General features: G+C 70.0%; 14 protein-coding genes. 6 read left to right on the top strand and 8 right to left on the bottom strand.

The window, feature by feature from the left end; all coding sequences use genetic code 11:
- Positions 1-9: 9 nt before the first annotated feature.
- Positions 10-492 (bottom strand): CarD family transcriptional regulator, encoded by a 483-nt coding sequence (locus WFI52_RS01845; RefSeq protein ID WP_336625283.1) that lies wholly within the window; start codon positions 490-492, stop codon positions 10-12.
- 166 nt (positions 493-658) lie between these two features.
- On the opposite strand from WFI52_RS01845, the gene WFI52_RS01840 reads away from it, so the two are divergent.
- Positions 659-1,126 (top strand): DNA modification methylase, encoded by a 468-nt coding sequence (locus tag WFI52_RS01840; protein ID WP_336625284.1) that lies wholly within the window; start codon positions 659-661, stop codon positions 1,124-1,126.
- Positions 1,127-1,132: 6 nt separating this feature from the next.
- Here the strand turns inward: WFI52_RS01840 and WFI52_RS01835 are convergent, their stop codons facing one another.
- Together WFI52_RS01835 and WFI52_RS01830 are read right to left on the bottom strand one after the other, a co-directional pair.
- Positions 1,133-1,816, bottom strand: coding sequence for a response regulator transcription factor (locus WFI52_RS01835; protein ID WP_336625285.1), 684 nt, complete (start codon positions 1,814-1,816; stop codon positions 1,133-1,135).
- A complete protein-coding gene (locus WFI52_RS01830) occupies positions 1,813-3,087 on the bottom strand; it encodes a sensor histidine kinase (RefSeq protein ID WP_336625286.1) in 1,275 nt (424 codons plus the stop codon). Before WFI52_RS01830 ends, WFI52_RS01835 begins: the two co-directional genes overlap by 4 nt.
- A 194-nt stretch (positions 3,088-3,281) precedes the next feature.
- On the opposite strand from WFI52_RS01830, the gene phoU reads away from it, so the two are divergent.
- Positions 3,282-3,980, top strand: coding sequence for a phosphate signaling complex protein PhoU (gene phoU, locus WFI52_RS01825; RefSeq protein WP_336625287.1), 699 nt, complete (start codon positions 3,282-3,284; stop codon positions 3,978-3,980).
- 69 nt (positions 3,981-4,049) lie between these two features.
- Here the strand turns inward: phoU and WFI52_RS01820 are convergent, their stop codons facing one another.
- The gene (locus WFI52_RS01820; protein WP_336625288.1) at positions 4,050-4,799 is read right to left on the bottom strand and encodes a phosphoglyceromutase; all 750 of its coding nucleotides are present in this window, start codon (positions 4,797-4,799) and stop codon (positions 4,050-4,052) included.
- Between the two features lie 40 nt (positions 4,800-4,839).
- Between WFI52_RS01820 and WFI52_RS01815 the strand changes: the two genes are divergently transcribed.
- Positions 4,840-5,718, top strand: coding sequence for a class I SAM-dependent methyltransferase (locus WFI52_RS01815; protein ID WP_336625289.1), 879 nt, complete (start codon positions 4,840-4,842; stop codon positions 5,716-5,718).
- 16 nt (positions 5,719-5,734) lie between these two features.
- On the opposite strand, the gene WFI52_RS01810 is transcribed toward WFI52_RS01815, so the two are convergent.
- The 4 genes from WFI52_RS01810 to WFI52_RS01795 all read right to left on the bottom strand — a co-directional run bounded on the left by WFI52_RS01810 (position 5,735) and on the right by WFI52_RS01795 (position 8,992).
- The gene (locus WFI52_RS01810; RefSeq protein WP_336625290.1) at positions 5,735-6,856 is read right to left on the bottom strand and encodes an FUSC family protein; all 1,122 of its coding nucleotides are present in this window, start codon (positions 6,854-6,856) and stop codon (positions 5,735-5,737) included.
- Positions 6,857-6,866: 10 nt separating this feature from the next.
- Complete coding sequence (ygfZ, locus tag WFI52_RS01805; protein ID WP_336625291.1) at positions 6,867-7,952, bottom strand: CAF17-like 4Fe-4S cluster assembly/insertion protein YgfZ; 1,086 nt, start codon at positions 7,950-7,952, stop codon at positions 6,867-6,869.
- A 10-nt stretch (positions 7,953-7,962) separates the two neighbouring features.
- Positions 7,963-8,574: an FABP family protein gene (locus tag WFI52_RS01800; protein ID WP_336625292.1), complete on the bottom strand. Its 612-nt coding sequence runs from the start codon at positions 8,572-8,574 to the stop codon at positions 7,963-7,965.
- Between the two features lie 127 nt (positions 8,575-8,701).
- On the bottom strand, positions 8,702-8,992 hold the full coding sequence (locus tag WFI52_RS01795) for a hypothetical protein (RefSeq protein WP_336625293.1): 291 nt from the start codon (positions 8,990-8,992) through the stop codon (positions 8,702-8,704).
- A gap of 136 nt (positions 8,993-9,128) precedes the next feature.
- Between WFI52_RS01795 and WFI52_RS01790 the strand changes: the two genes are divergently transcribed.
- Genes WFI52_RS01790 through WFI52_RS01780 form a run of 3 tightly spaced genes read left to right on the top strand, consistent with a single transcriptional unit; the run spans position 9,129 to position 12,968 of the window.
- Positions 9,129-9,815 (top strand): response regulator transcription factor, encoded by a 687-nt coding sequence (locus tag WFI52_RS01790; protein WP_336625294.1) that lies wholly within the window; start codon positions 9,129-9,131, stop codon positions 9,813-9,815.
- Between the two features lie 34 nt (positions 9,816-9,849).
- Positions 9,850-12,033, top strand: a complete 2,184-nt coding sequence (locus WFI52_RS01785) for an RNA degradosome polyphosphate kinase (protein WP_336625295.1) — start codon at positions 9,850-9,852, stop codon at positions 12,031-12,033.
- Positions 12,030-12,968, top strand: coding sequence for an NUDIX hydrolase (locus WFI52_RS01780; protein WP_336625296.1), 939 nt, complete (start codon positions 12,030-12,032; stop codon positions 12,966-12,968). Before WFI52_RS01785 ends, WFI52_RS01780 begins: the two co-directional genes overlap by 4 nt.
- The last annotated feature ends 36 nt before the right edge of the window (positions 12,969-13,004 follow it).

Here is a 13,004-nt window from a genome sequence, read left to right as displayed (position 1 = left end):
GCGACGACGTCAGCTGGCGAGGACCTCGTCGAGGACGCCCGAGGCGTGCTCCTCGTCGGCCTTCAGCGCGAGGGCGATCTCGGAGACCAGGATCTGCCGCGCCTTGGCGAGCATGCGCTTCTCACCCGCGGAGAGGCCGCGGTCCTGATCGCGGCGCCACAGGTCGCGGACGACCTCGGAGACCTTGATCACGTCACCGGAGGCGAGCTTCTCGAGGTTCGCCTTGTAGCGACGCGACCAGTTGGTGGGCTCCTCCGTGAACGCGGCGCGCAGAACGTCGAAGACGCGCTCCAGACCGTCCTTGCCGATCACGTCGCGAACGCCGACCAGATCGACGTTGTCAGCCGGGACCTCGATGATGAGGTCTCCCTGCGTGACGTTCAGCTTCAGGTACTTCTTGGTCTCGCCCTTGATAATCCGGTCTTTGACCTCGATGATCGTCGCGGCGCCGTGGTGCGGATAGACGACCGTCTCGCCAACCTCAAAAAGCATGCAGTTATGTCCTTTCGGCAACCTCAAGGATACCACAGGCGACATACGCTAAGGTTCGCCGGTTGATCCCTCAGGCGCGCTGATGGCGGCTGCTGCCACACCCTAGAATGGCAGTGCACCCGCTCGCACGGGCGGATGCCACTTCGTCCCGCCACCTGGAGGATCCGTGAACACGCGCCGTCTCGCGACCGCCGCCCTCGCCGTCGCCCTTCTTGTGGGCATGACGGGATGCAGCATGGTCTCGCCCCAGGCGACGACCATCGGATACTCGGCCGCCGACGGAGTGAACATCCCCGACTCGGGCCCGCTGAAGGTGCGCAATGCGCTGTTCGTCGCCGACGAGTCAGGAAAGAACGCGAACTTCCTCGCGGCGATCGTCAACGACACCGACAGCGCCGCGACGCTCGGCGTGACGGCCGGGGGCACGGAGAAGACGGTCCGCGTGCCCGCACGCAGCACGGTCAGCCTCGGCTTCGACGGCGCAGAACCCTTGCTCTTTGAGGGTCTCGACGCAGCGCCGGGCGTCGACCTCGACGTGACGTTCCGCTCCGGCGACGGCGACACCATCGTCTACTCGGTGCCCGTCCTCGACGGAGCGCTCCGCTACCTCGAGGAATTCGTCCCGGAGAGCTGAGCGGGGCTACGCCTCGAAGCGGTAGCCGAGGCCTCGCACCGTCAGAAGCATGACCGGCTCGGACGGGTTCTTCTCGATGCGTGAGCGGATGCGCTTGATGTGGACATCCAGCGTCTTCGTGTCACCGAAGTAGTCGCTCCCCCACACCCGGTCGATGAGCTGCCCCCGCGTCAGCACGCGGCCCGCGTTGCGCATCAGGACCTCGAGCAGCTCGAACTCCTTGAGGGGCATCGGGATCACCTCGCCGTCCACCGCAACGGTGTGGCGATCGATGTCGATCACGACGCGGCCCCCCTCGACGATCCGCTCGTCGAGCTCGACGTCGGCGGCCGCCGAGCGGCGCAGCACCGCGCGCATGCGCGCGAGCAGCTCACGCGATGAGTAGGGCTTCGTCACGTAGTCGTCGGCACCGAGCTCGAGGCCCACGACGATGTCGACCTCGGAGTCCTTCGCCGTCAGCATGATGATCGGGGTCTTCGACGTCGTCCGGATGATGCGGCAGACCTCGGTGCCCGGCATCCCCGGCAGCATGAGGTCGAGCAGCACGATATCGGCGCCGCGCGCGGCGAACGCCTCGACCGCCGCCGGGCCGTCCTCGGCGATCTCGACGTCGAAGCCTTCCCGGCGCAGCAGGTACGCGAGCGGGTCGGCGAGGTCGGGCTCGTCCTCGACGATCAGAACGCGGGTCATGGCTGCTCTCCCTTCGCCCGGGCGGGAGCCTGGGCATTCTTCTTCTTCGTGTCGGCCTTCTTCGCGTCACCCGTGGCCATGGCACCTCCGGGCGTCTTCGTCTTCCTCGGCTTGGATGCCTTCTTGCCGCGCTTCTTCGAAGACTTCTCCTCCGGCGGCGCCTCGACGGCGGGCAGGCGCACCGTGAACGTCGACCCGCGGCCCGGACGCGACCACAGCTCCACCTCGCCGCCGTGCCGCTGCACGGCATGCTTGACGATCGAGAGGCCGAGTCCCGTACCGCCGGTGCGGCGTGAACGCGCCTGGTCGGCGCGGTAGAACCGTTCGAACACGCGCTGCTGCTCACCCTCGGGAATCCCGATGCCCCGATCGGTGACGGCGATCTCGACGATCGAATCATCGGCGCGCACGCCCACGCCGACCTGTCCTCCGCTGGACGAGTAGGCGACAGCGTTCGCGACGAGGTTGCCGATCGCCTCGGTCAGCACCTGCACGTCGCCGCGGACGTAGGCGCGCCGTGCGCCGCCCCGCACGATCGTGATACCCGCGGCATCCGCGGCGATGGATTGCGATTCGATCGCCGCCGCGACGACTTCGTCGACGGACACGTCGCGGAGCTCGGTCAGATCGTCGGCGGACTGCAGGCGCGAGAGGTTCATGATGCGCGACGTCAGCTGACCGAGGCGGGATGCCTCGGCGCTGAGACGGCGCGCGAAAATGCGCACCTGATCGGGATCCTCCGCGGCCGATTCGACCGCTTCGGCAAGAAGCGTGATCGCCCCGACGGGCGTCTTCAGCTCGTGGCTCGTATTGGAGACGAAGTCGCGCCGCATCTCCTCGACGCGCTCGTGCTCGGTGATGTCGCGCACGACGATGAGGGTGAGTCGCGGAGTGATGACGCTCGCCCGCGCCGTCACGAGGCGCAGCTCGACCCCGCGACGCAACCGCAGCGTGGCCGTCTCGGCGCCATCTGTGCGCCGGGCCGAGCGGACGAGGCCCCGCAGGTCGTCGCCCGGCAGCGAGTACCCCTCGAGCATGCCGAACAGTTCGGCGGGCGAAGAGGCTGCGACGATCTGCAGCGACGCGTCGACCACGACCGCCACCTCGTCCATGCCCTGCAGCACGGCGCGCGTCCCGTCGGGCAGCTCGAGCGACGCCTCGACTCGCGCGCGGTCGCGCGCCCGCAGCGCGACGAGGACGAGGGCAGCCAGGCCGCCGCCGATGAGAGCCCCAACGGCGAGCGCCATGAGCGCCACCTGCGTCGAGTCCATGCACCCAGCGTAGGGTGGGCTCGGGCGGTCGGCCGACCGCGAAGGCACCCACCGGCGACCCGCGCAGCACTGTTCATCGCGAGGGCACCATTCGTTAACCTTCGCGCGGCAGGATCGCACCGGTTCTGCGCCGCACGTCCGAGAGGATGCCGCGGCATCCTGTCCCCCGCCGAATCCCTCCGAGAGGTTTCCTGATGCGCGAAGTGTTCCACCAGTCGCTCGAAGACGTGCAGGCGCGTCTCGTCGAGATCTCCGAACTCGTCACCGTCGCGATCGACAAGGCGACCCGCGCGTTCGGCTCGAGCGACGTGGCGCTCGCCGAAGAGGTCATCGAGGCCGACGCGATCATCGACGAGAAGGCCGTCGAGCTCGACGAGTTGGCGATCCAGATCCTCGCTCGCCAGCAGCCCGTCGCCCGCGACCTGCGCATCGTCGTCGCAGCGCTGCGCGTCAGCGCGTCGCTCGAGCGGATGGGCGACATCGCCGAGCACATCGCGCAGCTGACGCGCATGCGCTTCCCCGAGCGGGCGATCCCGAAGGGGTTGAAGAACACCTTCACGAAGATGGGCGAGCTCGACGTCGAGGTCGCGCGTACCCTCACCGAGCTCCTGCGCACGGAGGACCTCTCCCTCGTCGAGAACCTCCGAAGCCTCGACGATCAGCTCGACGACGGCCACCTCTCCGTCTTCGAGAAGGTCCTGAGCGAAGCGTGGAAGGGCGAAGCCGCCGCGACGGTCGACGCGACCCTCGCGAGCCGCTATCTCGAGCGCTTCGCCGACCACGCCGTATCGGTCGCGAAGAAGGTCGCCTATCTCGCGACGGGCGACTGGCGCCCCGACACCGAGACGATCGCCGTCATCGTCGCGGCGGGCGGCGATGCTCCGGAAGCCTGAGCCTCACCCCGCGAGAACGAGGGAGGGGGATGCCGCGCGGCATCCCCCTCCCTCGTTCTTTCGCTCAGGTCACTTCTTGCCCTGATTCGCGACGGCGGCCGCACCTGCGGCGGCGGCCTCGGGGTCGAGGTACTCGCCGGGGCCGATCGGCTCGAAGTTCTCGTCGAGGCGATAGACCAGCGGGATGCCGGTGGGAATGTTCAGCTCCGCGATGTCGGCGTCGGAGATCTTGTCGAGGTGCTTCACGAGTCCGCGCAGCGAGTTGCCGTGCGCCGTGACGAGTACCGTCTTGCCGGCGGCGAGATCGGGCTTGATGTCCGACTCCCAGTACGGCAGCATCCGGTCGATGACGATCGCGAGCGACTCGGTGCGGGGCACTTCGCCGTCGATGCCGACGTAGCGCGGGTCGCCCACCTGGCTGTACTCGTCGTCGTCCGCGAGCGGCGGCGGCGGAACGTCGAACGAGCGACGCCACAGCATGAACTGCTCGTTGCCGAACTCCTCGAGGGTCTGCGCCTTGTCCTTGCCCTGGAGGGCGCCGTAGTGGCGCTCGTTGAGGCGCCACGTGCGCTTCACGGGGATCCACAGCCGGTCCGCGGTGTCGAGGGCGATGTTCGCCGTCTGGATCGCACGGCTGAGAACGGAGGTGTGCAGGACGTCGGGCAGGATGCCGGATTCCTTGAGCAGTTCGCCGCCCCGGGCGGCCTCGGCGCGACCCTGCTCGGTGAGCCGGACGTCGACCCAGCCCGTGAACTGGTTGGTCTTGTTCCACTCGCTCTGCCCGTGGCGGAGGAGGATCAGCGTATAGGGAGCGGTCATGCTCGTCATCCTACCGATCGCCCGCTGGCATCATGGGGGGATGACGCCGGAGAAACACCCCGCCGTGCGCGGGGCTCTCGGCCGCGGCCACGTCGGGCGGATCACCCGCGGCACCACCAACACGAACCGACTGCGCCGCGTCGACCGCTGGATCGCGCGGCACCCGGTGCTGCGACGCACGCCGGACCCGCTCGTCGTCGACCTCGGCTACGGCGCGAGCGGCGTGACAGCGCTCGAGCTCGAGGCGCGGCTGCGCGGTGCGCGACCGGACGGCGAGGTCGGTGTCGAGGTCGTGGGGCTCGAGATCGACCCCGCGCGCGTTGCGCGCGCGAATGCGCAACTCGACGAGGTGCGTGCGGGACGCACGCCCTTCGCACCAGACGCGCGGGTGTCCTTCGGGCGCGGCGGGTTCGAGGTGCCTCTTCCGGGCGATTTCGGCGCACGGCGTCCGGCGGTGATCCGTGCGTTCAACGTCCTGCGGCAGTACGGCGAGGGCGACGTCGCGGGAGCATGGGCGCTCATGTGCGCCCGGCTGCAGCCGGACGGCATCCTCGTCGAGGGCACGTGCGACGAACTGGGCCGCGTCTGCACGTGGATCGAAGTGGGCGCGGATGCCGCGCCGCGCTCGCTCACGCTGTCGCTCCGGCTCGCGGGGCTCGACTCTCCCGCGATCGCCGCCGAGCGTCTGCCGAAAGCGCTCATCCACCGGAACGTACCCGGCGAGCCGGTGCACGCGTTCCTGCAGGCTCTGGATGCCGAGTGGGTGCGCGCCGTGGCATCCGCCCCCTTCGGCGCCGTGCACCGATGGCGCACCGCGCTCGACGCGCTCGCCGCGGCCGGCTGGCCCGTGCAGGGACGCTCCCGCTGGCGCCTGGGCGAAGTGACCGTTCCGTGGACGGCCGTCGCCCCGCTCGGCTGACGACGCGCGCAGCCGGTCAGGTGCGCGGCAGGGCGGCGCGCGCGTCGGCGGCGGGCATACCCGCCGCCGACATCAGGTCCACGGCCAAGGGGCGCAGCGCGCCGATGAGGTTCTGGTCGAGACTCGACGATCCGGCGGCGAGCGCCGCCGGATCGAGCCGGGAGGCGATGGCACGCACCGCCTCGCGCGCAGCCGGTTCGTAGGAGATGTCCTCGATCGACTCCGCGACGAGCCGGGCGCCCGCGCTGAGCTCCGCCAGGAGGTCGGCGGCGACGGGGCGCGGCACACCGTCGTCGCACAGGTAGACGATCCGGCGGCCGATCACCCGCAGATTGCGGCTCGCGAGGTCGAGCTGGGTGCGGATGCGCTCCTGCCGATCGAACTCGGTGCGTTGACGGCGCAGAAACGGCGAGAGGCGCGCGACGGCGGCCCCCGACTCGATCGCGACGCGCCACTGGTCGATCGGGTCCTGCAGCGCGCGCGCCTTCTCCAACCCGCGTTCCGCCCGTGCACGGTCGCCACGACGAAGCCCCTGCACGAGCGTCGCGACCGCGCGGTCGAAGTCGGCGAAGACTTCGGCGCCCTCGGCTGCGACCGCGCGCAGCGGGCTCCGCGGCACGAGCGCTGTCACGAGCAGCGCGGCCACGCCTCCGACGACGCCGTCGGCGAGGCGCAGGAACGGGACGCTTGCGGGAATCACCATGACGATCGCCGCTTGGATCGCCGCCGCGACGGCGAAGGCGGGCTGGGCCGAGAGGAAGCGCGCGACCAGCAGGCTCGCCGCGAGCGTCAGCCCGAGCTGCCACCACCCGATCCCCGCGACGAGCACGATGAGTTCCGCGATGAGGATGCCGAGGACCATGCCGACGACCGTTTCCGCCACCCGACGCGGACGCGCATCGCGCACGAGTCCGAGGCTCGAGATCGTGACGGTCGCCGCCAGCAGCGGTGCGGGATGGCCCAGCACGTAGTGCGCGAACGCAAAGGCGCCGGTCGCGGCCAGGACGATCTGCGCGATCGCGCCGAGGGAGCCCCGCACACGGTCGAGACCGCGGCGCGGCGAGATCCGCCCGCGCAATCCGGTCGGCACGGCACGCGTGTCCGCGGGAAGCTCCGACGGACGCTCGGGCACGTTCACGGCGTCCCGCTCAGCGCCGGCGCGAGAGCCGCGGGAGGCGCGGCACAGCGGCGGTGCGGCCGGCGTCCGGCGGCACGATCGGCTCCTGCGCGGCGGCGATCTCGCCGTCGCGCGCCCGCACGACGAGATCGGCCTCGACCGGCGTCGTCCGCTTCACATAGGCGAGGGCGATGGGACCCTCCTCGTGGTGGCGAGCGACCGAGGTCACGACCCCGACCGGCTCGTCATCGAGAAGCACCTCAGCGCCCGGCTCGGGCAGCACGGCATCGCTGCCGTCGAGGTGCAGAAAGACGAGGCGTCGCGGCGGATGCCCCAGATTGTGCACCTTCGCGACGGTCTCCTGACCGCGGTAGCAGCCCTTGTCGAGGTGCACCGAGGTGCGCAGCCAGTCGGCCTCGTGCGGGAGGGCGCGCCCGTCGGCTTCGCGCGACGCGCGCGGCCTCCAGGCCGCGACGCGGAGCGCTTCCGCAGCGAGCTCCCCCGCCACCGCCGGCGCAGTCGACGCCTCATCGCCACCCGCGGCGATCCGGGCGTATTCGGCGACACCCACGATCGCCTCCGCCCAATCGCGGTCGACGCCGGGGTGGGGGTCCGTGGCGGCGTATCCCCACCCGCCGACGGTCACGCCGGGCCAGGGGTCGTGCCACACGGCGACGGACGGCAGCGCCGAGACGGCGCTGCCGGTTCCGCCGATGACGCGGTAGGTGTCCGCAGCATCCTCGACCTCGACGCGCAGCCGGAACCGCATGCGGGTGAGCCACGCGGCGAGGTCGCCCGCGCGCGTCCGGTCGACGATCAGCCACGTGCGCTCGCCGTCGTCGACGACGGCGGCCGCGTGTTCGACGTGCCCCTGGGGGTCGAGTACGAGCAACTCGGTGCTCTCTCCCGCGGTGAGCGACGTGAGCGCCTGCGATGTGATCGAGTCGAGCCAGCTGAGCCGATCGGGGCCGGTGACGGTGATGACCGCGCGAGATGCGAGCGGCGCGATCGCCCGCCCGGCGGCGAGTTCGCGCTGCTCGCGCGCCGGCGAACCCAGGTGGCTGAGCACGGCACCGTCGAACACGGCGCCGGGCAGCGCGGCGAACGGATCCGTCATCGCTGCGCGCTCACTCGGCCCGCGCCAGCCGCGCCGACGCGTGCGACGACAACGCGCCGCCGAGAGCAGCGATGTCCCACGCCCAGAGGAGGTGTCCGTCGACGTACCCGTACATTCGGGTCGCCGACGCGTACGGCTTCGCGCTCGCGGGGCGCACGATCGCGTCGGTCTGCAGGTCGATGCGCGGCCCGCGCACCTGACCGAGATACAGCTCGCTGATCCCGTCGGAGTGCACGATCGCGACCTCGAGGTCGAAGCCGTCGTCGGCGTTCCGCAACGCCTCCACGTCGTCTGCTGTGCGGGCGCTCTCGCGCACAGCCGAGGCCGGCAGCAGCGCGGGGCCCGGGTCGGTGTCGTCCGCCGGTCGCGCGAGGCGCCAGTAGCCAGACTCGGCCACGAGGGGGGTGCGGGGGGCGTCTTCGCCGTCGCCGAGCAGCCACGCGCTGGCGGCGTAGTTGACGTAGTCGCCCCCGTCGTGGCTGAAGCTCACGCGATGGGCGAACTCACCGGAGAAATGCGTGCCGGATGCCTCGTGGTCGATGACCCCGGTGCCCTCCCAGACGCCGAGCAGCCAAGAGAGCGGAACGATGTCCGCCGGAAGATCGGTCGGAAGATCGAACACGTGCTCAGCGCTGGCCGCGATAGAGGTTCTTGATCACGACGCCCGACACGAAGACGATCGCGAGCGAGGCGAGCGCGAGGAGCCCCACGAAGAAGAGTTCGAGTGCGACGAGGTCCATGCGAACACTCTACCCGGCGAACAGGCTCGCGAGCCCCAGTCCGACGCCGATGAGCCCCATCACGACGAACGCCCCGATCACGCTCGCCGCGACGCGACGGACGAACCCCTCCGCGTGCCCGACGACGAGCTGGACGACGAACGCGAGCACGAGGCATCCGGCGAGGCCGACCGCCATCCACGCGGCGCGCCACTCGCTGGGGGTCGCGAGCCCGATCACGATCGAAACCACCGCGGCCGCCGCCCACACGGCGACGATGCCGCCGAAGCCGCCACGCGGCGCGAGTCCGGGAACCGTCATGCTCCCATCATGGCGGACGACGTCCCCTCTGCGTGTCACCCCGCCAAACGTCGCGCTCCGCACATCGCGCCCGAGCACCCGTGCGACGCGTCCTAAGATGAAGGCACTGGTGGCGAGACCACCGGGAAGGGACTTCATGGCTCAGCTCCTCGTCTTGAGCTCCGCCCTCGGCGGTGCCCCCGCCCTGCCCGCCCTCGAGCTGCTCAGCCATCGCGTGCGGCAGATCCCGGCCGAGCCGGCGCAGCTCGTCAACGCGCCGAACGCCGACGTCATCTTCGTCGACGCGCGCACCGACCTCGTCGGCGCGAAGTCCCTGTGCAAGATCCTCAACACGACGGGTCTGGACGCGCCGCTCGTCCTCATCGTCACGGAAGGCGGACTGACGGCCGTCTCGACCGACTGGGGCGTCGACGACGTCATCCTGTACACCGCGGGCCCCGCCGAGGTCGACGCGCGCGTCCGGCTCGCGGTCGGACGGCAGAGCGCCGAGCAGACGACGAGCCGCATCCAGACGTCGGGCATCACCATCGACGAGTCGTCCTATTCGGCCAAGGTGCACGGCAAGCCGCTCGATCTCACCTACAAGGAGTTCCAGCTCCTGCACTTCTTCGCCACCCACCCCTCGCGTGTCTTCACGCGGGAGCAGCTGCTCAGCGAAGTGTGGGGTTACGACTACTTCGGTGGCACGCGCACCGTCGATGTGCACGTTCGGCGCCTGCGCGCCAAGCTGGGCGACCTCGAACAGCTGATCGGCACGGTGCGCAACGTCGGGTATCGCTTCAACGTCTACGAGGACGAGCAGGCTTCCACCTCCGCGCGTTAACGCGCCCGTCACCGGTCCCTGCAATGATGAGGGAATGATCGACACCGAGGTTCTGGACTACGGTCTGGGCGAGGCCGACGACGACGACTTCGACGAGACCGTCGAGGTCGACGACGCCCAGCTCCCCGACCACCGCTACATGGACCGCGAGCTCAGCTGGCTCGCGTTCAACCAGCGGGTGCTGGAGCTCGCCGAAGATCCGTCCCTGCCGGTGCTCGAGCGCGCGAACTTCCTCGCGATCTTCGCCTCCAACCTCGACGAGTTCTTCATGGTTCGCGTCGCCGGTCTCAAGCGCCGCATCGTGACGGGCCTCGCGGTGCCGACGAACGTCGGCCGTGCACCGCAGGACGTCCTCGCCGACATCTCCGAGGGCGCGCACACCCTGCAGCTTCGTCACGCGCAGGCCTGGGCCGATCTCGTGCAGCCGGCGCTGGCGGATGCCGGGATCGAGGTCACCCGCTGGGACGAGCTGGGCGAAGATGACCGCAAGAACCTGTACGACTACTTCCAGGCACAGGTGTTCCCCGTCCTCATGCCGCTCGCGGTGGACCCGGCGCACCCCTTCCCCTACATCTCGGGGCTCTCACTCAACCTCGCGATCCGCATCCGCAACGCCAAGACCGGTCGGCAGGAGTTCGCCCGCCTCAAGGTGCCGCCGATGCTGCCGCGGTTCGTCGAGGTCCCGCGGTCGGACGCGTCCGCGGCATCGGGCCGCGCCCGGTACCTGCCCCTCGAGCAGCTCATCGCCAACCATCTCGGCGATCTGTTCCCCGGCATGGAGATCCTCGAGCATCACACGTTCCGCCTGACCCGCAACGAGGATGTCGTCATCGAGGAGGACGAGACCGAGAACCTCATCCAGGCGCTCGAAGCAGAGCTGCTGCGGCGCCGGTTCGGGCCGCCGATCCGCCTCGAAGTGACCGAGGAGATGGACGACGTCACCCTCGACCTCCTCATCAACGAGCTCGAGGTCACGGAGCAGGAGGTCTACCGTCTCCCCGGACCGCTCGATCTGCGGGGCCTGTTCGACCTGTCACGCATCGATCGGCCGGAGTTGCACTACCCCGCCCACGTGCCGGTGACCGCGGCAGCATTCCAGCCCGCCGAGCAGAACGGCCGCGCCGATCTGTTCGCCGCGATCCGCAAGGCCGACGTGCTCGTGCACCACCCTTACGAGTCGTTCACGACGAGTGTCGTCGCCTTCCTCGAGCAGGCGGCGCGCGACCCGCACGTGCTCGCGATCAAGCAGACGCTCTACCGCACGTCGGGCGACAGCCCGATCGTGCAGGCGCTCATCGACGCTGCAGAGCGTGGCAAGCAGGTGCTCGCGCTGGTCGAGGTCAAGGCCCGCTTCGACGAGGCGGCGAACATCGTCTGGGCGCGCAAGCTCGAGAAGGCGGGAGTGCACGTCGTCTACGGCCTGGTGGGCCTCAAGACCCACTGCAAGCTCCTGCACGTCATCCGTGAAGAAGACGGGATGCTGCGCAGCTACAGCCACATCGGCACCGGCAACTACAACCCGAAGACGAGCCGCCTGTACGAGGACTTCGGGCTGTTCACCGCCGATGAGCAGGTCGGCCGCGACCTCACCCGTCTGTTCAACGAGCTGAGCGGCTACGCGATCGAGAAGAAGTTCAAGCGCTTGCTGGTGGCGCCGCTGCACCTGCGCAAGGGGCTGCTGCGGCTCATCGACAAGGAACGCCGCAACGCGCAGGACGGCAAGCCGGCGCACATCCGCATCAAGGTCAACTCGATGGTCGACGAGCAGATCATCGACGCGCTCTACCGCGCGAGCGCCGCGGGCGTGCGCGTCGACGTCTGGGTGCGCGGCATCTGCTCGCTCAAGGTCGGCCTCGACGGCGTCGGCGACAACATCACGGTGCGCTCGATCCTCGGGCGCTACCTCGAGCATTCCCGCATCTTCGCGTTCGCGAACGACGGTGACCCGCAGGTGTACATCGGCAGCGCCGACATGATGCACCGGAACCTCGATCGCCGCGTCGAGGCGCTCGTGCGCGTCGTCGCCCCTGCGCACGTCAAGGAGCTCGTCGACCTCTTCGACGTCGCCATGAGCGACGAGACGAGTTCGTGGCATCTGGAGCCCGCGGGCGATTGGGTGCGCCACCACGTCTCCGAGTCGGGCACGCCGCTCGTCGACCTGCAGGAGCGCACGATGACGCAGATCCAGCGCCGCCGGCGGGCGCGGGCGGTGCGATGACCGAGACGGCCGTCTTCGCCGCAGGCGGGGTCGTGTGGCGCGTCGTCGACGGAAAGCTTCGGATCCTGGTGATCCATCGCACCGCCTACGCCGACGTCACCCTCCCCAAGGGCAAGGTCGACCCCGGAGAGACGCTCGCCGAGACGGCGGTGCGCGAGATCTTCGAAGAGACCGGCATCGCGGTGCACCTCGGCATCCCCGTCGGCGTCTCGCGCTATCGCATGGCCAAGGGACGCCAGAAGATCGTGCACTACTGGGCGGCGGAGGCGACGGACAAGGCCATCCGGGCGTCGGCGTTCGTCCCGAACAAGGAGATCGCCGCGATCGAGTGGGTTTCGCCGCGCAAGGCCCGGGGCTACCTGTCGTATCCCGTCGACGTCGAGATCCTCGACCAGTTCCTGCGGTACGTCGACGACGGCATCCTTTCGACCTTCCCGATCATCGTGCTCCGCCACGCCAAGGCGCTGCCGCGCGAGGAGTGGGACGGTGCGGATGCCGCACGCCCGCTCACCGGGCGCGGCACGCGCCAAGCGCACGCCCTCGTCGGCCCGCTGCGCGCGTTCGGCGTGCGGCGCGTCGTGTCGAGCGATGCCGTGCGCTGCGTCACGACGGTGACCCCCCTCGCCGCGGCGCTCGGACGCACAATCGAGCGGACGCCCCTCATCAGTCAGGATGCCTGGGAGGACGGCAGCTCGGACCTTCGCGCTGTCATCGGCAAGCGCGTGCGTTCGCGGAAGAGCGCCGTGCTGTGCAGTCACGGTCCGGTGCTGCCCGGCATCCTCGCTGAGCTCGCGCTCGCGACGGGCACGCTCCGCGGGTCGTATCTCGGTAGCGCCTCCGCGCTCGAGCCCGGCTCGTTCTCTGTCGTGCACCTCTCGCGGGAACACCCCGGCTCGGGCATCGCCTGCATCGAGACGCACGAGCCGAAGCTCTGATCCCACGCCCCCGTCTTCCGCACCGGGGCGCCGCAC

Source organism: Microbacterium sp. MMO-20, from assembly GCF_037147735.1.
Lineage (GTDB): Bacteria > Actinomycetota > Actinomycetes > Actinomycetales > Microbacteriaceae > Microbacterium.
This window is presented reverse-complemented; position numbering and strand designations above follow the sequence as displayed.